The sequence below is a fragment of the Bradyrhizobium sp. Ash2021 genome (genome assembly GCF_031202265.1).
Classification (GTDB): Bacteria; Pseudomonadota; Alphaproteobacteria; order Rhizobiales; family Xanthobacteraceae; genus Bradyrhizobium.
Window position 1 is genome coordinate 4458313 of sequence record NZ_CP100604.1, and the last position, 20123, is coordinate 4478435.

At 62.9% G+C, this 20123-nt stretch carries 19 protein-coding genes; 13 read left to right on the plus strand and 6 right to left on the minus strand.

What is annotated here, in order from left to right:
- Positions 1-51 precede the first annotated feature (51 nt).
- The gene (locus NL528_RS21140) at positions 52-420 is read right to left on the minus strand and encodes a hypothetical protein (protein ID WP_309184589.1); all 369 of its coding nucleotides are present in this window, start codon (positions 418-420) and stop codon (positions 52-54) included.
- A gap of 181 nt (positions 421-601) precedes the next feature.
- Between NL528_RS21140 and NL528_RS21145 the strand changes: the two genes are divergently transcribed.
- Together NL528_RS21145 and NL528_RS21150 are read left to right on the plus strand one after the other, a co-directional pair.
- Positions 602-1132: a DedA family protein gene (locus NL528_RS21145; RefSeq protein ID WP_309184591.1), complete on the plus strand. Its 531-nt coding sequence runs from the start codon at positions 602-604 to the stop codon at positions 1130-1132.
- Positions 1133-1289: 157 nt separating this feature from the next.
- Positions 1290-2279, plus strand: coding sequence for an MBL fold metallo-hydrolase (locus NL528_RS21150; RefSeq protein ID WP_309184592.1), 990 nt, complete (start codon positions 1290-1292; stop codon positions 2277-2279).
- Positions 2280-2342: 63 nt separating this feature from the next.
- On the opposite strand, the gene NL528_RS21155 is transcribed toward NL528_RS21150, so the two are convergent.
- Positions 2343-3785 carry an MFS transporter gene (locus NL528_RS21155; RefSeq protein WP_309184593.1) on the minus strand — a complete coding sequence of 481 codons (1443 nt, stop codon included), beginning with the start codon at positions 3783-3785 and terminating at the stop codon, positions 2343-2345.
- Positions 3786-3865: 80 nt separating this feature from the next.
- Entirely contained in the window at positions 3866-4336 is a 471-nt protein-coding gene (locus NL528_RS21160; RefSeq protein WP_309184594.1) for a MarR family winged helix-turn-helix transcriptional regulator, read from the minus strand.
- Between the two features lie 283 nt (positions 4337-4619).
- On the opposite strand from NL528_RS21160, the gene NL528_RS21165 reads away from it, so the two are divergent.
- The 5 genes from NL528_RS21165 (at position 4620) to NL528_RS21185 (ending at position 9726) form a co-directional block, all read left to right on the plus strand.
- Positions 4620-5306 carry an FMN-binding negative transcriptional regulator gene (locus NL528_RS21165; RefSeq protein ID WP_309184595.1) on the plus strand — a complete coding sequence of 229 codons (687 nt, stop codon included), beginning with the start codon at positions 4620-4622 and terminating at the stop codon, positions 5304-5306.
- Positions 5303-6283: an N-acetyl-gamma-glutamyl-phosphate reductase gene (gene argC, locus NL528_RS21170; protein WP_309184596.1), complete on the plus strand. Its 981-nt coding sequence runs from the start codon at positions 5303-5305 to the stop codon at positions 6281-6283. Before NL528_RS21165 ends, argC begins: the two co-directional genes overlap by 4 nt.
- 4 nt (positions 6284-6287) lie before the next feature.
- A complete protein-coding gene (locus NL528_RS21175; RefSeq protein ID WP_309184597.1) occupies positions 6288-6881 on the plus strand; it encodes a class I SAM-dependent methyltransferase in 594 nt (197 codons plus the stop codon).
- A gap of 185 nt (positions 6882-7066) precedes the next feature.
- Entirely contained in the window at positions 7067-8857 is a 1791-nt protein-coding gene (locus NL528_RS21180; RefSeq protein ID WP_309184598.1) for a caspase family protein, read from the plus strand.
- Positions 8854-9726 carry a hypothetical protein gene (locus tag NL528_RS21185; protein ID WP_309184599.1) on the plus strand — a complete coding sequence of 291 codons (873 nt, stop codon included), beginning with the start codon at positions 8854-8856 and terminating at the stop codon, positions 9724-9726. The genes NL528_RS21180 and NL528_RS21185 overlap by 4 nt, the downstream gene beginning before the upstream one ends.
- A 62-nt stretch (positions 9727-9788) precedes the next feature.
- Here the strand turns inward: NL528_RS21185 and NL528_RS21190 are convergent, their stop codons facing one another.
- Both NL528_RS21190 and NL528_RS21195 read right to left on the minus strand, forming a co-directional pair.
- The gene (locus NL528_RS21190) at positions 9789-10187 is read right to left on the minus strand and encodes an MAPEG family protein (protein WP_309184600.1); all 399 of its coding nucleotides are present in this window, start codon (positions 10185-10187) and stop codon (positions 9789-9791) included.
- A gap of 74 nt (positions 10188-10261) precedes the next feature.
- Complete coding sequence (locus NL528_RS21195) at positions 10262-12067, minus strand: class I poly(R)-hydroxyalkanoic acid synthase (RefSeq protein WP_309184601.1); 1806 nt, start codon at positions 12065-12067, stop codon at positions 10262-10264.
- Between the two features lie 295 nt (positions 12068-12362).
- On the opposite strand from NL528_RS21195, the gene NL528_RS21200 reads away from it, so the two are divergent.
- From NL528_RS21200 to NL528_RS21225, 6 genes are all read left to right on the plus strand, one after another.
- Positions 12363-12653 (plus strand): hypothetical protein, encoded by a 291-nt coding sequence (locus NL528_RS21200; protein WP_309184602.1) that lies wholly within the window; start codon positions 12363-12365, stop codon positions 12651-12653.
- Between the two features lie 253 nt (positions 12654-12906).
- Positions 12907-14127 (plus strand): LL-diaminopimelate aminotransferase, encoded by a 1221-nt coding sequence (locus NL528_RS21205; protein ID WP_074277086.1) that lies wholly within the window; start codon positions 12907-12909, stop codon positions 14125-14127.
- Positions 14128-14200: 73 nt separating this feature from the next.
- On the plus strand, positions 14201-15520 hold the full coding sequence (locus NL528_RS21210) for a homoserine dehydrogenase (protein WP_309184603.1): 1320 nt from the start codon (positions 14201-14203) through the stop codon (positions 15518-15520).
- A gap of 89 nt (positions 15521-15609) precedes the next feature.
- Positions 15610-16608, plus strand: a complete 999-nt coding sequence (gene glpX, locus NL528_RS21215) for a class II fructose-bisphosphatase (protein WP_309184604.1) — start codon at positions 15610-15612, stop codon at positions 16606-16608.
- 148 nt (positions 16609-16756) lie between these two features.
- Positions 16757-17476 carry a haloacid dehalogenase type II gene (locus NL528_RS21220; RefSeq protein WP_309184605.1) on the plus strand — a complete coding sequence of 240 codons (720 nt, stop codon included), beginning with the start codon at positions 16757-16759 and terminating at the stop codon, positions 17474-17476.
- 172 nt (positions 17477-17648) lie between these two features.
- A complete protein-coding gene (locus NL528_RS21225) occupies positions 17649-18755 on the plus strand; it encodes a preprotein translocase subunit SecD (RefSeq protein ID WP_309184606.1) in 1107 nt (368 codons plus the stop codon).
- A gap of 165 nt (positions 18756-18920) precedes the next feature.
- Here NL528_RS21225 and NL528_RS21230 read toward each other — a convergent pair whose 3' ends face one another.
- Positions 18921-19958 carry a phosphatase PAP2 family protein gene (locus tag NL528_RS21230; RefSeq protein ID WP_309184607.1) on the minus strand — a complete coding sequence of 346 codons (1038 nt, stop codon included), beginning with the start codon at positions 19956-19958 and terminating at the stop codon, positions 18921-18923.
- Positions 19959-20123 lie beyond the last annotated feature (165 nt).

The window sequence follows — 20123 nt, forward strand, 5'->3', positions numbered from 1 at the left end:
GGGCTGCGGCGACCAGCGCCGGGCCCGGCCGCTTCAAATAGGGAGCCGGCCTTAGGCCTGCGAGGTCCGGAACACAATGACCCCGAACAATGTCATCGCCGCGACCACTATCAGCGATCCCAGGATTGGCGCGGCCTCAGCCGAAGGCCCCTTGAGCAGCACCAGGGCGACGCCTGCAGGGAACAGAATTGCGCCTGAGATATGCAGCCAACCCTGCACCTTGGCCAGCATGGTCGTCCCGGCCGCTGGAATCAGGCGGTAATACAGCCCAAACAGGAACAAAAGTACGCCGCCGATGAGGTTCAGATGCGCGTGCGCCGGCGCCAGGGTGAAGTTTTGCTGGATGCCCATGGCGATGCCGGCGAGCATTCCGACCAGTAAAACCACGACGCTCACGCACATCATCAACGATCCGATCATCCGATAATTCCTTGTCCTGTTTGGAGAGTTGCACGCCGGGCGGGTGGGAAAGCCGACTGATATCACGCCCCGTGCCCGCCTTTGTGACTTGAAGTCACGCAACGGGCTGGCTTACCTGTGGTTAGGCTCGGAACCCGCAGAAAGGTTCAAGCCATCAACGGGGCGGGAAGGCTTTGATACGATGGAAGATTTCGCGCACGCTCTGGCTGATTTCGTGCGCAACCACCAGGTTTGGGCCGCGCCAATCGTGCTGGTGCTGGCATTTGGCGAGTCGCTCGCATTCATATCGCTGCTGATTCCGGCCTGGGGCGCGCTGGTCGCAATCGGCGCCCTGATCGGCGTCAGTGGCATCAGCTTCTGGCCGGTCTGGATCGCCGGCGGCATCGGCGCAGCCCTCGGCGACTGGGTCTCCTACTGGTTCGGTTACAGGTACAAGGAACACGTCGCGCAGATGTGGCCGCTGTCGCGCTACCCGGAGATCCTGCCGCGCGGCGAGGCGTTTGTGAAAAACTGGGGCGTGCCCTCCATTTTCATCGGGCGGTTCTTCGGACCGTTGCGGGCCTCGGTGCCGCTCGCTGCCGGCATTTTCGAAATGTCGTATTGGCCGTTCCAGGTCGCCAATTTCGTCTCGGCGCTGGTCTGGTCGGCGGCGCTGTTGCTGTTTGGCGACGTGATCGCGCAGATCGCCGAATGGCTGTGGCGCGTGGCGTAAAATCTGCCGCGCCGCGCGGCTGGAATAACCCTGTGATGCGGGGGTTAGCCCCCAAGACAGCGTCATCGAATTACCGTTAAAACGCTGGTAAAACCCCGCCGCGCAACAAAGGGCGGGAATCCCGCATCGCCGTTATCGTCTCACTGGGAGGATACCTATGGAACTGACTCGACGTCATGCACTCGCCGGCGCCGCAGCTATCGCCACTGCGCCCCTGTTATCAGCCGCTCCCACGAAGGCCGCAGCCCCGATCGCGGACAAGCAGGCGCCGAGCTATTACCGCTACAAGGTCGGCGACATCCAGGTCACGGTGGTCTCCGACGGCAAGAACGTCTTCAAGCTGGAAGATTCCTTCATCACCAACGCGAAGAAGGACGAAGTCAACGCGGCGCTGGTGAAGGCGTTCATGCCGCCCGACATGATGACGATCCATTTCGCGCCGCTGGTCATCAACACCGGCGGCAAGCTGGTCGTGATCGATACCGGCAACGGCGCGGTATCCAAAGCCAACAGCAAGGGCGCCAACGGCCTGTTCGCCGACAATTTCGTTGCCGCGGGTTTCGATCCCAAGGCGGTCGATCTGGTGGTGATCTCGCACTTCCACGGTGACCACGTGAACGGTTTGCTGACCGCCGACGGCGCGCCCGCATTCCCGAATGCCGAAGTGCTGGTGCCCGCGACCGAGTGGAAGTTCTGGATGGACGACGGCGAGATGAGCCGCGCGCCCGCCGGACGCATGCAGGGCCTGTTCAAGAACAATCGCAATATCTTCGAGGCGGGTCTGAAGAAGAAGGTTACGCCCTATGAGTGGGGCAAGGAAGTCGCGCCCGGCCTGCTGGCGGTCGAGACCGTCGGTCACACGCCCGGCCACACCTCCTATGTGCTGTCGTCGGGTTCCGGCAAGGTCTTCATCCAGTCTGACGTCACCAACAACCCGAACCCGTTCGCGACCAATCCGGGTTGGCACGCCTTCTTCGACCAGGACGGCGATGTGGCCGAGAAAACCCGCCGCCGGGTCTACGACATGGTAGTGGCGGAGAAGCTGCAGGTGCAGGGCTTCCACTATCCATTCCCGGGCCTTGGCAATGTCGAAAAGGACGGCGGCGGCTACCGGGTGGTCCCGGCGCCGTGGAATCCGACGATCTGAGTTAGACGCCCCAATAGCGCGCAGCCGACCATGGGTTCGGCCGCGCGCTATGCCTCCCGGAACTCACTTCCTGGCGGGCCGGATCAGCGCAAAGGTCGGGATCAACCCGAGCGCGGTGATCGCGGCCATCACCCACCAGCCCCTGTGAAATGCTGCGAGCCGCTCCGCCGGCGATGCCGGCGAACCGATAATGGCGACGAAGATCGCGACCCCCACCGCAAGCGCCGCCTGACGGATCATGTTGATCACGCCGGACCCCGTCGCGAAAGAAGACGGAGGCAGCGCCGCGGCGCTTACGCCCATCAGTGTCGGAAACGTCAGTCCGACACCGATACCGGTCGGAATCATGCCGAGCACGACAAAAACCGCATTCGGTTCGAGCCGGATCGCGCTGGCCCAGCAGATCAATCCCGCTGCGAAGAAGACGATGCCCGCGGTGATCACCGGCGCCGGGCCGAACCGCTTGATCAGCCTGCCCGCGAACAGCAGCGAGGTGATCGGGACCAGCAGCGGTCCGGGCGCGATCGCAAGCCCGGTCTTGAGCGCCGACCATCCCCAGGCCGTTTGCTCCCACAGGGCGATCGACAGAAGCATCGCCCCGAACGCGGCGGAATAGGGCGCCATGACCAGCGCCGCCCCCGTGAATTGCCGGTTGTGGAACAGCGCGGGACTCACAAACGGATTGTGCGAACGGAGGCAATGCCAGGCGAATAGCGCAAGAAGCACGAACGCCGCCACGAAGCTTGCAACAATACCTGGCGAACTCCATCCCCAGTCGTTGACCTTGACGATCGCAAATGTGAGCGCGCCGATGCCGCCGGTTACGAGCGCAGCCGCCCATGGGCTCGGCCGCGGTGCGTCGTGGCCGGGGATTTCCGGCAGCATCCGCCAGCCGACCAGCATGGCGATCAGCCCGATCGGAACGTTGACGATGAAGATCCAGCGCCAGCTGACCGTGACCAGCACGCCGCCGATGACCGGGCCGAGTGCTGCGGCCAGCCCGCCGATCGCGGTCCAGGTGCGTACCGCGCCGCCGCGCTGATCGGGCGGAAATACCGCGAGCAGCAGGCCGAGCGACGTCGGCGTCATCAGCGCGGCGCCCGCCGCCTGCAGCACGCGAAAGGCGATCAGGGCTTCGACGCTGTTGGCCGCGGAACAGGCGGCCGATGCGGCGGTAAAGAGCCCGACGCCGAGCAGGAAGCTGGAATTGCGGCGGTGACGTTCGGCAAGGCGCCCGAAAAACACCAGCAGCGCCGCGTAGGCGATGGCGTAGCCGTTCAATATCCAGGACATGTCCTCGAGGGCGGCGTCCTTGAAGTCGTGCGCCATGTTCGGCAGGCCGACATTGACGATGAACAGGTCGAGGTTGGCGAAACAAATGCCCACGCAAACGATCGCCAGAACCTGATTGGGGGAGGCGGTCGAACGGCCGGTGCCGGTGGGCGCCGGCGGCGCCGCCGCTGCATCGATCCTGGCTTCCGCCGCCGGACGAACGTGCTGGTTCATGCTGTGACTCGGCGGGCGCGCCGGGGGATGGATTTTTCCGGGGATTGGCGCGCGGAATGAATTGGCGTCGAATTTCGTACTCACGGGCCGGGTGAGAGCGTCCCGGTCGCCATCACATTCACTTCGCTGGCGATCTCCGACAGCACGGCGCGCAGATCTGCAGCCTTTTGCGGCCCAAAGGTGTGCTCAAAACGCGCCTGGGCTTCTCCCCACAGCGGTTGCGCGGCCACAAAGCGCGATCGGCCTTTTCGCGTGAGCTTGACGTGCCGGCGCCGGCGATCGCCGGCGTCCTGCTCCAGCGAAATCAGGCCGTCGCGTTCGAGTGGCCGCAAATTCTGGCCGAGGGTGGATTGGTCCATCGCAAGGGCATCCGCGAGGTCCCGGATGGTCGGCTGCTCGCCGCTTCGCCGTTCGATCTCGACCAGCATCGCATACTGGGTGGATTTCAGGCCCGAGGGCGCGAGCGCCAGATCGTAAAATTGCGACAGCCGGCGCGACGCCTTGCGCAAGGCCACGCAATTACATCGGCCGCCTTCGATGATGGGCGACATGACCGCTCCAATTATCGGGATATCCCGACTTCAATTACAGGGATATCCCGATAGTTCCGGGGATGTCAAGCTTTGATCTTGACGCCGGGATGGCGCGGCCTTATAGCCGCGCCATGACCAACGCCGCGACCATTCTGTTTGCGCGCCGCCGCCGCACCTCTGCGGTATGGGCGGTCGTCTGCGTTTAAGATTGTCACCCCTGCCGCCGGATCCTCTCCGCGGCTGTTCCCTTTCAAAAAACGCGGTTTGATCTGGCGGCTCCTACGTCAAGCAGGAGTTTGAAATGTATACGCCACCTCGGTTCAAATCCGATCGCGCCGCAAGCCTGGCGTTTGCGCAAGCGCGCGGTTTCGGCAATGTCTGCGCGTGGGACGGCAAGAAGCCGATTGCATCCTCGCTGCCGTTTTATCTGACGGCCGCCAACGACGGTACGCCGCTCGCGTTGTTTCATCTTGCCCGTCACAATCCGCTGGCAAGTCTGGCGGACGGGGCCTCGTCCTGGTTGCTGGCCGTCAACGGCGCGGATGCCTATGTATCGCCCGACTGGTACGTCTCGCCAGATCAGGTCCCGACCTGGCTGTATCAGGCCGTGCATCTGACCGGGACGGTACGAAAATTGTCCGACGACGAACTCGCTGTGCAGGTCGATACGCTCAGCGCCAAATTCGAGAATTGGCTGGTGCCGAAGCAGCCCTGGACCTCGTCGAAGATGACGGCGGGGCGGCTGGATGCGCTGAAGAAGGCGATCGTGGGACTGGTGATGACGGTTGAAGAGGTTGAAGGCAGCTTCAAGCTGAACCAGCACAAATCCGAGACCGACTATGCGGCGATTGCGGGGGCCCTTGCCTTGCAAACCGACGCGGGCGCGCACCAGATTGCGCAGCTGATGCGAGAAGCGCGGCCGCAAGCCTTTGCGGACGAAGCGGCCGTTGCGGACGAAACGAACAAGCTCGAAAGGAGCGTGCCATGACCCTAACCGATACCCATCAGCCGCGGTCCGTCGGCGACACCACCAAACCATCCGTCTTTGTCGATGGCGCATCGGGTACGACGGGCCTCGGCATTCAGGAGCGCCTGCACCAGCAGAACGACGTCGTGGTGAAAAGCATTGCCGAGGAGAACCGCAAGGACGCAGCCGCCAAGCGGGCGCTGATGGGGGAGGTGGATCTCGTCATCCTCTGCCTGCCGGACGATGCTGCGCGGGAGACCGTTGCGTTGATCGACAGCATGGGCGCTGCGGCTCCCAAGGTGCTCGACGCGTCAACGGCGTTTCGCGTCGCCCCCGACTGGACCTACGGCTTTCCGGAATTGACGCCCGACCAGGCCGACAAGATCAGGGCCGCACGGAAAGTCTCCAATCCCGGCTGCTATCCGACCGGCGCGATTGCATTGCTCCGGCCGCTGGTCGATGCCGCTGTCCTGCCCGCGGATTATCCCGTCACCGTCAATGCGGTCAGCGGCTATTCCGGCGGCGGCAAGTCGATGATCGCCAGTTTCGAAGACGGCTCCGCGCCGGCGTTCGAATTGTATGGCCTCGGTTTCGAGCACAAGCATCTGCCGGAGATGCAGCTTTACTCGAAGCTGACGCGGCGGCCGATCTTCGTGCCCTCGGTCGGGAATTACCGGCAGGGCATGCTGGTCTCCGTGCCGTTGCAACTCGACATGCTTCCGGGCAAACCCGGCGGGGCTGACCTGCACGCCGTGCTGGCCAAGCGTTACGCCGGGAGCACCTACGTCTCGGTGATGCCGTTCGAAAACGCGGCTTCCCGGAGCGGCAAGCTCGAGCCCGAGGGGCTCAACGAAACCAACAAGCTCGAGTTGTACGTCTTTGCCAGCGACAAACACCGCCAGGCGGTTCTGGTGGCGCGGCTCGACAATCTCGGCAAGGGCGCCTCGGGGGCTGCGGTGCAAAACATGCGGCTGATGCTGGGCCTTGCCGAGAGCTAGCGGCGTGGACGAGAAAACCCTGCAATTCTACCGCAGCAATGCCCAGTCCTATGCGGACTGGGCGAAGGCGCCATCGACGCGGCTGCGGGGTTTTCTGGCCTTGTTGCCGCTGGGCGCTTCGGTCCTCGAACTCGGTTGTGGCGCCGGCAATCATTCGGCGGTCATGCTGGAGGCAGGCTTCAACGTCCGCGCCACCGACGGCTCCCCCGAAATGGCCGAGATCGCCGCGCGCCGTCTCGGCCATCCGGTTGAGGCGATGCTGTTCCATGAACTCGACGCGCAGGAAACCTACGATGGGGTCTGGGCCAGCGCCTGTCTTTTGCATGTGCCGCGAGACGAATTCGCCGGTATTCTGACCCGGATCCACCGCGCGCTAAAACTGTCCGGCGTGTTCTATGCGAGTTTCAAGATCGGTGAGGGCGACGGCCGCGACAATCTCGGCCGTTACTACAATTATCCCTCACGGGGGTGGCTGCAGGCGACCTACGCTGCTGCGGGGGCGTGGGATCCGCTGACATCGGATACCAGCGTGATCCAGAGTTTCGACGCGTCGCCCGCCAACATGCTGCATCTCGTCGTTCGCAAAATCGCGGCTTGATCCGGGGAAGCCTGAAGATCGCCAGCCCGACCAGCGCGAGGCCGGCTGCCGGGGGCTCCGGACTGGCGCGGATCGCGCGGTTTTCGGTGAAACCGGACGGCGTCGTGACTGATCCGGCTTCCCAACCTTTAGTTGAATGATCGATTTCGCCGTGGCAATCTGGGGCGTCGAACCGGGGGAAGAACATGTCTCGCCTGGCGATCGTGATCGGCGTGAACAAGCCGAAAGCACCGGCGCCGCTGCTGGGCGCGGTGGAGGACGCGAACAAATTTGCGGCCTGGATCGAAAAGCAGGGCTTTGAAGTCAAACCCTTCACGGACGACGTTGCGCCGGTAACGTTCGCAAGTGTTTTTGATGAAGTCGAGCGCGCCGTCGACGCGCGGACCTACTCGCAAATCGTGCTCTATTTCGCCGGTCACGGCCTGCAAAACGGCGGCTCCGAGATCTGGCTGCTTTCAGGCGCGCCCAACAACCCGAACGAGGCCATCTCGGTGGAGGTCTCGGTGATGGCCGCGCGCGAAAGTGGGCTCCAGAGCGTGGTCTTCATCTCGGATGCCTGCCGATCGATTCCTGCGGGAATGCAGAGCAGTCGCGTCGACGGCGGGTCGATTTTTCCGATCAAGCAGCTCGACCGGAATACGAGGCCGGAGATCGATCGCGTCTTCGCAACGCTGCCTTCGCTGGTCGCCGTCGAGGCAGCGCTGGCGGACGACAAGGCGCGCCGTGAAGGCATATTCACGCGGGAGTTCATGCGAAGTTTTCGCGACCCGCCGGCCGCTCTCATCGAGCGGGTGTCGGAAAACGGTCAGTCGATCGAGGTGGTAACCAACCGCAAGCTGAAGGACCTGCTTCGCGAACTCGTCGAGGATGCGGCGTTCACCGAAATGCCGAAGGCCGGACAATTGCCGGAGTTCATCCTCGAATCCGTGCAGGCCTATGTCGGGCGCGTGGAGCGCGCGCCAGAAGGCCCCGATATTAAATTCGCCTGGCCGGGCGATCTCGGTGGTACCGACACTCTCCCCAGCACCCGACGGGGGCCATCAGGTCCTCGCCGCAGGCGGTCCGGACCGTCGGTCGCGGCCGTGGCGCAGCGGGCGATCAATCTGGCGAGCGAGGTACAAGGTACTGCGCAAGCCGCAGCTGCCGCGGCACAGGGAATTGCTCCGAACCTGGGTCTTGCGGAGGCAATCAACTTGTTCTCCGCCGACGTGCCGGTGGAAAAATTCGAGACGCAGACCGGATTTTCGGTGACGGGCGCCAGGGTCCGAGGTGCCAACTGCCCGAATTTTCGAGCCGAAACGCTCGATCAGGAATTCGTACGGCTTTGGCCGATGGACGTCTCCGCAGCTTCCGCCAGCGTTCTGATTGAATTCGACAATGGCAACGGGGCCGTATTGCCGGGGCTGCGCGGCTACATCGGTCATATCTTCGTTGACAAGGGTGTCGTGACCAACGTGAATTACGTCCCGGCAACGAACAGCAAGCGCTGGGAGGGGTATAAGTATGTACGTGAACAAATAGAGGGATTTCGCGCGGCGGTGGCCGCAGCCGCCGGACTCGGCGTATTCCGGATTTCGCGAGACCAAGCGGAATCGTTCGCCGACAAGATTCGTGATCTCAAGGCCTTCGATCCCACGCTCGGCCTGTATGCGGCCTACGCCTACGCCAGCACCGGCCTCGATCAGGAGGTGAAATCGGTGCGGCAATACATGCGCGACGATTTGAAAACCGAATTGTTCGACGTGGCCATGCTGTCGGAACGCGGGGTAAGCCCGCATGAGACGGGACCGCAGACCATCCTGCCGTTTTGCCCGATGCTGCGCCAGGGCTGGTCATTCGTCGCGGTGCGCGATGCGCGGCTGTCCGAGGTGGTGCTTGCGGCGCGCGATTGGCTGCTGCCTGCGTTGTGGACGACCTTCGCACCCGAGGGCGTAAAGCTATTACGGGACGCCATCGCGAAAGGCGATGTCCGATGAGACTGCTCCTCGTTCATGGCCGCGCACAGGAAGGCAAGTCGCCGGAGATCATTCAGGACGAATGGATGACGGCGCTACGCCGCGGATTCACCGTCGCGGGGGTGACGGAGCCGGCCGACATCAAGATCGACGTTCCGTTCTACGGGGACATGCTCGACGAATTGCTGCGCCGTCGCGATCTTCCGGAGGCGGACAGCGTTGCCACGCGCGGCGGCGCCGCCGACGACGGATATGCCGAGTTTCTGCAGGAGGTGGCCGTCCAGGCCAGCGAGGACGGTATCGTCACCGATCAGGAACTGGATGGTGAAATGGAGCGGGGTCCGCAGGAGCGGGGTCCGGAGAACTGGGCCTGGGTGCAGGCCATCATCAGGGTCGTCGACCGCCGCGCCACCGGCGTTGCCAACTATGGCATCGGCAAGCTGCTCAGGGACGTGTTCATCTATGTCAACGACCGGCCGGTGCGTCGCGCCATCAACGCGATCGTCGCTGAAAAGCTGACCGGCGAGCCGACCGTGGTGGTCGGTCATTCCCTCGGCTCGGTGGTCGCCTATGAGGTGCTGCGCGCGCATGCCGGCAATATGGTGCCGCGTTACGTGACGGTCGGATCGCCGCTGGGAATCCGCGCCATCAGCCGCCGGCTGGCAACGCCGCTTGTGATGCCCGGTGGCGCCGCGGACTGGTACAACGCATTCGATCCCCACGACGTGGTGGCGCTCTATCCGCTTGACGCCGCCAATTTCGCCATCACGCCGCCGATCAAGAACTATCCGTATGTGAATAACCACACCGATAACCGGCACGGCATTGGCGGATATCTCGATGACGTCGACGTTGCTGCGCAGATCGCTGCGGCGCTCCGCAGCAATTGATCCGGGATCACCGGCGGCCGTAACCGCCAGCCTCTACCCATGCGGGAGAGGCCGGGATCGGCTCAAACGATCTTGAAAATCGCCAGCGCCAGCACCGCCTGGGCGAGGAAGCCGACGGTGAAGGCCAGCGTGCGGAACACCGGCAGGCCGAGCGTATAGACGATCAGGTGCGCGACGCGGGCCCAGAAATAAACCGCGCAGGCGAGCACGGTCCATTTCGTCGAATAGTCGATCTCGGCAAGGATCAGGACCAGTGGCGCGAAGATGACGAGGTTCTCGACCGCGTTGTCATGCGCGAACATCAGCCGCGTGGCCCATTCGGCATGCGGTTTGTCGTTACGCGACGGGTTGGCCATGGTGCCCATGAGGCCGCGAACCTGGCAGCGGTTCAGGATGTAGGGGATCCACAGGATTCCGGTGAAAATCACCGTCAGCGTCAGCCAGAACAATTCGCGCGTCATTGGTTTCCCCCTCGATTGATTTCGAATCCCGTCCCGGCGGGATGGCTGGTTATACCCAAGCGCGGCGGCCTGCGCTACGCGCGGACCCGCACATAGCTGCCGGGCGCGTCCTCGATCGCAGGCAGCACCTCGCCGACCACGCGCGCCGGGACCATCTCGGGGTCGATGCTTTCCAGCCATTGGCGCCAGTCGGGCCACCACGATCCCTTGTGCTCGGTCGCATTCTTGAGCCAGTCGGTGAGCGTCACATCCCTGATGTTGTCGTTGGTCCAGTACTGGTACTTGCCCGACGCTGGCGGGTTGACGACGCCGGCGATATGGCCCGACCCGGACAATACATATTTCACCGGGCCGCCGAAGAATTGCGATCCGTAGAGCACCGAATCCGCAGGCGCGATGTGATCTTCGCGGGTCGCCAGATTGTAGACGGGCACCCTGACCTTCGACAGATCGAGCAGCGTGTTGTCCAGCACCATGCTGCCGGCCGAGAGCCGGTTCTCCAGATAGCAGTTGCGCAGATAATAGGAATGGTTCGCCGCCGGCATCCGCGTCGCGTCGGAATTCCAGTGCAGCAGGTCGAACGAGGTGGGCGGCTGGCCCTTCAGGTAGTTGCTGACGACATAGGACCAGATCAGATCGTTCGAGCGCAGCATGTTGAAGGCCATCGCCATCTTGCTGCCTTCCAGCACGCCGGCGGCTTCCATGTCGCGCTCGAGCGCCGAGATCTGGTCTTCGTCGACGAACACCAGCAAATCGCCGGCATGGGTGAAATCGACCTGTGCCGCAAAGAACGTCGCCGAGGTCACCCGCACGCGGCGCTTTTCGGCAAGCCACGCCAGCGTCGAGGCGAGCAGCGTGCCGCCGACGCAATAGCCGGCGGTGTGGACCTTCATTTCGCCCGTCACCTTTTCGATCACGTCCATCGCCGTGAGCGGGCCTTCCTTCATGTAGTCGTCAAACGTCTTCTTGCCGAGTTCCTTGTCCGGATTGACCCAGGAGATCACGAACACGGTGATGCCCTGATCGACGCACCACTTGATGTAGGATTTCTCCGGCTTGAGATCGAGGATGTAGAATTTGTTGATCCAGGGCGGCACGATCAGGAGCGGCGTGCGCAGCACGGTCTCCGTGGTCGGCGTGTACTGGATCAGCTGCATCAGCTCGTTCTGGAAGATCACCTTGCCGGGCGTCGTCGCCATGTTGACGCCGACCACGAGGTTGGAAGGGTCGGACTGGCGGATGCGCAAGCTGCCGCGGCCGGCCTCGATGTCTTCCGCCAGCATCTTCATGCCGCGAACCAGATTGTCGCCGTTCGACGCCAGCGTCTCGCGCAGCACTTCCGGATTGGTGAGGACGAAATTCGACGGCGAGATCGCGTTGGTGATCTGCTGGACGTAGAACTCGGCCTTCTTGCGGGTGTGCGGGTCGATCCCCTCGGCGTTGCGCACCAGTTCGTGCGCCCATTGCGTGGTCAGCAGATAGAGCTGCATGACGAAATCGAAGAACTGGTTCGATTTCCACTCCGGGTCCTTGAAGCGCTTGTCGCGCGGTGACGGCTCGATCGCGGGTTTTGGCTGCTGCTCGCCGGCCATGCGGCGCATCGCACAGCCGAACAGATCGAGATAGGCCTTGCCCATCCTGGTTTGCAGATCCTCCGCGCGCTCCTTGTCCGAGAGCCAATATTCGGCGACCACGCTGAGCGTCTTGATCACCTCGCCAAGTTCGTTCGGCGGCTTGTCCTTGATCTCGCCGGTCTCGCGCGGCTTGAGATAGGCCGCCAGGGCCTGGCCGCTGCTTTCCATCGCCCGCGCAATGTTCATCGCGAATGCTTCGGCGTTGAAGGTTTTCGCGGACTGGGTTTCGGTGCTAACATCGCTCATGACGGGACACTATAACTTCATTTGGGGTTCGTCACCGCGCCGATCGGCGGTGAAACTTTGGGGTTAATCCTGCTGCACTGCGATAAAGAATCTTCGTTCTGTCATATTGAGGCCTCAGCGGTCCGATTTGGTGGTCTGGCTTTAATCGTTTCGGGCGACAATGGTTTGAACGGTTGCGGCGAATTTGACGCAGTTACGCGATTTGTCGTTGCAAGGCTCGTACCAGCAAAACGGCTCGTACCAGCGACAGGGCGCGTAGGAGCGTGGCTACCGGCAAGTGGGGACTTCCGGACGGATGCGGATGGATCGAACGATCAGGCTGTTGGCAATCGGTGCGCTGTTCGCGTCAGCGCTGGCCGTGGGCGGCTGCTCGACGTCGATCGCGGATCTGCCGGGGGTCGGCCTGCCCAATGATGCGCCCCAGCGTCCGAAGGAAGCCGGTTCCTATCTCCCGGTTCACGATCTGCCCCCCGACCGCGAGGAGGCGGCAATGAAGCCGGCCGAGCAGGACAAGATCGAGAAAGAGCTGATCGCTGCGCGGGACCGCCAGGCCACCTCGGCGGCCCCAAACCCCGCCGCCAAGTGACTTGTTCCAATTTCAAGTGACCGGGTCCAATCTGAAGTGGCCTGGTCAGGCCGATAGAAGCTGGCGCCGCCTTGTGACCGTGCTAAAAAGAACCCCAATTCAACCGCATATCGGGTCATCGACCCCGGATTTTTGCGCCTGAATTCGCTCTAAATCGTTGATTGAGCGCGATTTCTGGACGAAACCCAATTTGGTTTCGCAACGCCCAAGGGTCTGGCGATTCTGTCCTGCCGGTAGTCGGAGCAAAGGTCCCATGGAAGAATTCTACCGTATCCGCCGTCTGCCGCCTTACGTGTTCGAACAGGTCAACCGGGCCAAGGCGGCCGCGCGGAACGCCGGCGCCGATATTATCGACCTCGGCATGGGAAATCCGGATCTGCCGACGCCGCCCCATGTGATCGAGAAGCTGAAGGAAACCCTCGGCAAGCCCCGGACCGATCGCTATTCGGCGTCGCGCGGCATCACCGGTCTGCGCCGGGCCCAGGCTGCCTATTATGACCGGCGGTTCGGCGTCAAACTCAATCCGGAAACCCAGGTTGTGGCGACGCTGGGCTCCAAGGAGGGCTTTGCCAATGTGGCGCAGGCGATCACCGCGCCCGGCGATGTCGTGCTGTGCCCCAATCCGAGCTATCCGATCCACGCCTTCGGGTTCCTGATGGCGGGCGGGGTGATCCGCTCGGTGCCGTCGGAGCCGACGCCGCAATTTTTCGAAGCGGTGGAACGTGCGATCATCCATTCGATTCCGAAGCCGCTGGCGCTGGTCGTCTGCTATCCCTCCAATCCGACCGCCTATGTCGCCGACCTCGATTTCTACAAGGATCTGGTCGCGTTCGCGAAGAAGCACGAGATCTTCATCCTGTCGGATCTGGCCTATGCCGAGGTCTATTTCGACGACAAGAATCCGCCGCCCTCGGTGCTGCAGGTTCCCGGTGCGATCGACGTCACCGTCGAATTCACCTCGATGTCGAAAACGTTCTCGATGGCCGGCTGGCGCATGGGATTTGCCGTCGGCAACGAGCGCATCATTGCCGCCCTGGCGCGGGTGAAATCCTATCTCGACTACGGCGCGTTCACGCCGATTCAGGTTGCCGCGACCGCGGCGCTGAACGGACCGGACGATTGCATCCGCGAAATGCGCGATACCTACCGCAAGCGCCGCGACGCGCTGGTGGAATCGTTTGGCCGCGCGGGCTGGGAGATTCCACCGCCGCAAGCCTCGATGTTTGCCTGGGCACCGCTGCCGAAGGCCTTCGAGCAGGTCGGCAGCATGCAGTTCGCGACCCTGATGGTGGAGAAATCCGGCGTGGTGGTGTCGCCCGGCGTCGCCTTCGGTGAGCATGGCGAAGGCTATGTCCGCATCGCCATGGTGGAGAACGAGCAACGCATCCGGCAGGCCGCGCGCGGTGTGCGCCGCTTCCTTGAAAGCGGCATCGAAACGTTGCACAACGTGGTTCCTCTCGCCAATCGGCGCTAGGCGTGATTCCGAAAATGGTTTCCCGTTTTCGGATCGTGCCTGGTCAAAATTCCTCCGGCAGGTTTTTCAAGTTATGGTCGCACCCCTGAAAGTGGGCATCGCGGGGCTCGGCACTGTCGGCGCCGAAGTCGTCCGCCTGATCGAGCAGCAGGGACGCACGCTATCGGCGCGCAGCGGCCGCGGCATACGCGTCACCGCCGTCACCGCGCGTTCGAAAGTGAAAAAGCGCAGTCTCGATCTGCGCGACATCGATTGGGCCAAAAGCCCGCTGGCGCTGGCCAACGATCCCAACATCGATTGCTTCGTCGAATTGATGGGCGGTTCCGGCGAACCGGCGCTGTCGGCGATCGAGGCCGCGCTGAAATCCGGCAAGTCGGTGGTAACAGCCAACAAGGCGCTGATCGCCAAGCACGGATTGCGGCTGGCGAAGGCTGCCGAGAAGCACGGCGGCGCGTTGAATTTCGAGGCAGCGGTGGGCGCTGCGATCCCCGTCATCAAGACCCTGCGCGAGGGCCTTGCCGGAACATCGATCAATCGCGTCTACGGCATCCTCAACGGCACCTGCAATTACATCCTGACCCGGATGGAACAGGAAGGCCTGTCATTCGCCGAATGCCTCAAGGATGCGCAGCGTCTGGGCTATGCCGAGGCCAATCCGTCGTTCGACGTCGACGGCCACGACACCGCGCAGAAGCTGGCGATCCTGGCCAGCCTCGCGTTCGGCACGAAGGTTGCACAGAGCGCGGTCTATGTCGAAGGTATCTCCTCGATCGCGCCGGAAGATCTGCGCGCCGCGGAGGAACTCGGTTATCGGGTCAAGTTGCTTGGGGTCGCGGTGCGGACGGCGAAGGGTATCGAACAGCGCGTGCATCCGACCATGGTGCCAAAATCGTCATCGATTGCGCAGGTGATGGGCGTCACCAATGCGGTCACGATCGACGGCGAGGGGATTCCAGCGATCACGCTGGTCGGTCCCGGCGCGGGCGGTGCGGCGACCGCGTCCGCCGTCGTTGCCGACATCGCCGATGTCGCGCGCGGCATTCGCGCAAAGCCGTTCGGCCGGCCGGTGGAGAAATTGCGCGCGACTACCAAGGCGCCGATGGAGCGGCATGAAGGCGGCTATTACATCCGCCTGATGGCGCGCGATCTCGCCGGCACCGCGGCGACCATCGCGACCCGGCTTGCCGAGCAGAAGATATCACTGGAATCGATCGTGCAGCGTCATCCCGACGGCGTCGACGCCAACGGGTCGGCGAAGAAACCGTCACCGGTTCCCGTTATCCTGATCACCTACGCCACCAGCGAGGACGCGGTCTATCGCGCGCTGGAGGCGGTGCAGCGCGACAAGGTGATCAGCGGCCGGCCGCAGGTGATACGAATCGAGAAAAACTGACGCGAGAACCGCACGGCTCACGTGCTAAGCGCAAGAAACGAAGATGCGGACCGCCAGGTCCGTTGTGAAGGTTCAAAGGAGTGCTTGTGATGTCGACCCATATTTCCGTGCCGCCGCAGCTGTTGCTCGAGCGCATTCTGACGCTCGAAATCGTGCGCGTGACGGAGCGCGCCGCGGTTTCGGCGGCGCGGTTGCGCGGCCACGGCCAGGAAAAGGCCGCCGACCAGGCCGCGGTCGATGCGATGCGCCGCGAACTCAACAAGCTGCCGATCGAGGGCACCATCGTGATCGGCGAGGGCGAGCGCGACGAGGCGCCGATGCTGTTCATCGGCGAGAAGGTCGGGCTCAACGCCGGTCCGCAGGTCGATATTGCCGTCGATCCGCTCGAGGGCACCACACTGTGCGCCAAGAACATGCCCGGCGCGATCGCGACCATGGCGATGGCCGATGGCGGCACGCTGCTGCACGCGCCCGACGTCTACATGCAGAAGATCGCGGTCGGCCCCGGCTACAAGAAGGGCGTCGTCGAGCTCGATGCATCGCCCGCCGACAATGTTCGCCGGCTCGCCAAGGCGAAGGGCGTCGACGCCTCCGCGATCACCGTGCTGGTGCTCGATCGCCCGCGCCACGCCGATATCATTTCCGGCGTTCGCAGCACCGGTGCGGCGGTTCGCCTCATCACCGACGGCGACGTCGCGGGCGTGATCCATTGCGCCGATCCCGACAATACCGGCGTCGACATGTATATCGGCACCGGCGGCGCGCCCGAGGGCGTGCTGGCGGCGGCGGCGCTGCGCTGCATCGGCGGCCAGATGCAATGCCGCTTGATCCTCGACAGCGAGGAAAAGCGCGAGCGCGCCCACAAGATGGGCGTCGCCGATCCGCGCATGATCTACGGCATCGAGGACATGGCGCGCGGCGACTGCCTGTTCGCGGCCACCGGCGTCACCACCGGCTCGCTGCTGTCGGGCGTCAAATTCCGCAAGGACGTGATCGAGACCGAAACCGTGGTGATGCGCTCGGTCACCGGCACCGTGCGCTACATCAAGGCCGAGCACCGGCAGCTGGAGAAATTTCACCTCGATTGAGGGGGCCGTCATTTTGGGGCGCGCATAGCGCGAACCCGGAATCTAGAAGTTGCCGCGCGAGATTCCGGGTCTGGTCCCTCGGACCATCTACGATGCGCAATTGCGCATCGGAGAATGACCAAGAAAAAGAAGAACAGGGGAGGCGACCATGTCCGATATTTCCGCCGTAAAAGCGCTGGTGTTCGACGTCTTCGGCACAGTGGTCGACTGGCGCACCAGCCTGATCGCGGATTTCACCAAATGGTCGGAGACGCGTGGCATCAAGGCGGACTGGACCGCGCTGGTCGACGGCTGGCGCGCGGTCTATGCCGCCTCGATGGATGATGTGCGAAAACATCCCGAGCGTGGCTACATGATCCTGGACACGCTGCACCGGCAGTCGCTGGAAAAGCTGGTCGCGCAGCTCGGGATTTCCGGCCTCACCGACGCCGATTTGCATCATCTGACGATGGGATGGCATCGGCTGCATGCCTGGCCGGACAGCGTGGCCGGCCTGACGCGGCTGAAGACAAAATACATCATCTCGCCGCTGTCCAACGGCAACGTTGCGCTGCTGACCAATATGGCGAAGTTCGCAGGCCTGCCGTGGGATCTCGTGATGTCGGCCGAATTGTTCGAGCACTACAAGCCCGATGCCGAAACCTATCTCGGCGCCGCAAAGCTGCTGTGCCTGCCGCCGGAGCAGGTGATGATGGTAGCCGCCCATAACCATGATCTGAAAGCCGCGCAAAAACTCGGCCTGAAGACCGCCTTCGTAGCAAGGCCGACCGAATACGGCCCATTGCAGAAATACGACTTCGAGGCCAAGGGCGACTGGGACATCGTGGCGAAGGATTTTGGCGGCATCGCAGACAAGATGGGCTGTTAGGCAAGGCGGCGGATTGCGATAGCGTCCCGATTGCCGGCGCGTCCGGCCTCCCAAAGAGCGGGTGATTGAACCTCGGCGTGCGATGGCAGCACCAAGGGAATGGTGTTGCACGCGCTACGCCCGCAATGGCGGGCTGACGGCACCCTGCCGCCGAAAAGAGGACGCCATGACCATGAACAAGCGGGCCGGGACGACAGGGCTGATCGTCGCTTTCGTCCTGGCCTTCGCCGCGTCGCCGGCGATGTCGGCGCCGCGTGCGGCGTCCGACGATGCGCAGGCGGTCGACAAGATGCGCGCGGCGGCTGTGGCCAATGCCGCAAAACTTCTGGACACCCAGGGCGGGTCCCGCATCGTGTTCAAGGTCGACAGTGCGGCCTTGCATGAAGCTGTCGTGACCGACCTGCGCGACGATTTGTACAAAATATTGCGGGAGGGCCGCATCCCGTTTTCTGGTCTGGCGATGCGTGAAGGCGGCGTCGAGGTCCGGATTGCGGAGCCTAAGGACCGGCAACGGGTCTTGGGTAAACTTGTGCCATCAACGGAAACTGCGCCATCAGGCGAAAAGGCTGTCGCCGTTGCCGACAGCGGTGACGGGCTGACCCGGCTCACGCCGACGGATTTCGGGTTCGCCGAGCGCCAGCACGGACTGGTCAGGCAATCAATCGAGATGATCGAACAGCGCCTGCGCAGCGCTGATATCGGGCAGGCGGGTGTGCAGCCCGACGGGGCTGACCGCATTCGTGTCCTGCTGCCGGGCGTCAGGGATCCCGAACGTGCGACCGCGATGTTCGCCAAGCAAGCGCGGCTCACATTCCGCCTGGTGGATGAGTCGATGACCGCCACCAAGGCGATGGAAGGCTCCCCGCCCGAGGGATCCGAAGTGCTCACCGACTTCAAGACCAAGGCTCCCTATCTGGTCCTGAAGGAGACCGCCGTCGAGGGCAACGATATCACCGATGCCGCGCCAGGGTTCGATCCCGCGACCCACCAGCCGATCGCGTCGTTCCGGTTCAACGCGCATGGCACGAGGCGCTTCGCGCAAGTTACCCAGGACAATGTGAGCAAGCCATTCGCCATCGTCCTCGACGACCAGGTGCTCTCGGTGTCCGTCATTCGGGAGCCGATCCTGGGCGGCTCGGGGGTGATATCATCGGGTAACTTCACGCTCGAAGACGCCAACACCATGGCCATGATGCTGCGCTCGGGAACGCTGCCCGGGCGCCTGAGCGTCGTTGAACAGCAGGTTGTGGAACCGGCCGGCAATAGCGGAAAACAATAGCGGGGACATTAGAGCTTGTAGGGCGGATTGCGACGAAGCCGAGCAAAGGACAAGAAGCACGCGGGTAAACGCAGTAGCTCCGTCCTCTGTGAGCCAATGGGCGTCGCGCAACGCAACGATGCAGCCGGATATCAATACTTTTGAGGTTGAATTCCTGACATCAGTCTATCGCGAAGGCTGTAGCGGTTGGACATCGGAATGTAATGCGTCGATTCGTTTCGGCGAACAAATGCCACTTATCTTGCTCGTCACGCCGATCGCCACGATCGCCACCAAGACGCCCGCCAGGACATCAACCAAATAATGGCCTCCGCCCAGCGGCGTCGCCACCATCATCACGATGTTCCATGGAATGACGACCAGTCTCACCCAGCGCAGCGGCCAGCAAGCCCACATGAAGAGAATAGCAGATGCCGCATGAAAGCTGGGAAACGTCAGGACCCCCGACAATTGAGTCAAGCTCAGTTTGTGCAGCTGCCCTCCTCGCACGAGCGGCACGTCGCGCAATGTGTCGTAATAGGCCTGGGGCACGAGTTGGGGGAAGTCGGATGCCTGCAATCCTAACTCACCATAGACACCGATGGCCGGGACGAGGGCCGCGATAAGGGTCGTTGCCAAAATAGCGAGCGTGACAGCGCATACCGTCTCCGCGACTCGCCGATAGCATCCAGTCAGAGGAAGCAGGAGTACAATCACGAGCAGCTGCAGATTGATCGAACTGTACGACCGGGCCAGGAGCGGGATCAATTCGCGATGATGGTTCGTAAAGTCCAGGAAACTCCGGAAGTCAAATCCCAGCGCGCGGTCCCAAGCCAGCAACCTGGCGTCCTGCAGAGGAAGATTAACGGAAACGGCGACATACGTCAGCGTCAGTATGACCGGCACGGCCATTACCAGTTGCGCAAGTGCGACGAGGCAGAGAAAAATCCTGGGGTTGGCGTGCGTCGTCGAACGAGCGTTCCGCAGTCCAAACCACCAGTAAAGGCTCGCCAGAGCAAAAGCCACGAGATAGCCCATGGTCTCGACGTAAAATTCTGTTGCGACGAGAACGGCAACGACGACCCCCGCCGCGCTCGCCAGCAGTCGCCAGTTGAACGAGAAAATGTTCCAGGCTGCCTCAACCTCGTCATCGGCCAGGTTCAACCGCCCCTGGGTATCCGGCCATCGCAAGATCGATCGCTTCATGTCAATGGTGCCGTGCACGAGAACATTCTCCACCTGGGCCTTATCGATGCTTGTTCGGTGGTCGCGACAGACACGGCAGACAACAATCCGTACGTGAGAGTTCGCGAGGTGGCGTGCTCCTGCCGCAACCGCACGCAGGAGGACGTATCCGTTGATAAGGGTGGATGAATTTCGCGCCCGCCC

Excerpts from the sequence above, each read along its gene's own strand:
- NL528_RS21140 (WP_309184589.1), bottom strand. The coding sequence starts at position 420 with ATGATCGGATCGTTGATGATGTGCGTGAGCGTCGTGGTTTTACTGGTC.
- NL528_RS21145 (WP_309184591.1), top strand. The coding sequence starts at position 602 with ATGGAAGATTTCGCGCACGCTCTGGCTGATTTCGTGCGCAACCACCAG.
- NL528_RS21150 (WP_309184592.1), top strand. The coding sequence starts at position 1,290 with ATGGAACTGACTCGACGTCATGCACTCGCCGGCGCCGCAGCTATCGCC.
- NL528_RS21155 (WP_309184593.1), bottom strand. The coding sequence starts at position 3,785 with ATGAACCAGCACGTTCGTCCGGCGGCGGAAGCCAGGATCGATGCAGCG.
- NL528_RS21160 (WP_309184594.1), bottom strand. The coding sequence starts at position 4,336 with ATGTCGCCCATCATCGAAGGCGGCCGATGTAATTGCGTGGCCTTGCGC.
- NL528_RS21165 (WP_309184595.1), top strand. The coding sequence starts at position 4,620 with ATGTATACGCCACCTCGGTTCAAATCCGATCGCGCCGCAAGCCTGGCG.
- argC (WP_309184596.1), top strand. The coding sequence starts at position 5,303 with ATGACCCTAACCGATACCCATCAGCCGCGGTCCGTCGGCGACACCACC.
- NL528_RS21180 (WP_309184598.1), top strand. The coding sequence starts at position 7,067 with ATGTCTCGCCTGGCGATCGTGATCGGCGTGAACAAGCCGAAAGCACCG.
- NL528_RS21185 (WP_309184599.1), top strand. The coding sequence starts at position 8,854 with ATGAGACTGCTCCTCGTTCATGGCCGCGCACAGGAAGGCAAGTCGCCG.
- NL528_RS21190 (WP_309184600.1), bottom strand. The coding sequence starts at position 10,187 with ATGACGCGCGAATTGTTCTGGCTGACGCTGACGGTGATTTTCACCGGA.
- NL528_RS21195 (WP_309184601.1), bottom strand. The coding sequence starts at position 12,067 with ATGAGCGATGTTAGCACCGAAACCCAGTCCGCGAAAACCTTCAACGCC.
- NL528_RS21200 (WP_309184602.1), top strand. The coding sequence starts at position 12,363 with ATGCGGATGGATCGAACGATCAGGCTGTTGGCAATCGGTGCGCTGTTC.
- NL528_RS21205 (WP_074277086.1), top strand. The coding sequence starts at position 12,907 with ATGGAAGAATTCTACCGTATCCGCCGTCTGCCGCCTTACGTGTTCGAA.
- NL528_RS21210 (WP_309184603.1), top strand. The coding sequence starts at position 14,201 with ATGGTCGCACCCCTGAAAGTGGGCATCGCGGGGCTCGGCACTGTCGGC.
- glpX (WP_309184604.1), top strand. The coding sequence starts at position 15,610 with ATGTCGACCCATATTTCCGTGCCGCCGCAGCTGTTGCTCGAGCGCATT.
- NL528_RS21220 (WP_309184605.1), top strand. The coding sequence starts at position 16,757 with ATGTCCGATATTTCCGCCGTAAAAGCGCTGGTGTTCGACGTCTTCGGC.
- NL528_RS21225 (WP_309184606.1), top strand. The coding sequence starts at position 17,649 with ATGAACAAGCGGGCCGGGACGACAGGGCTGATCGTCGCTTTCGTCCTG.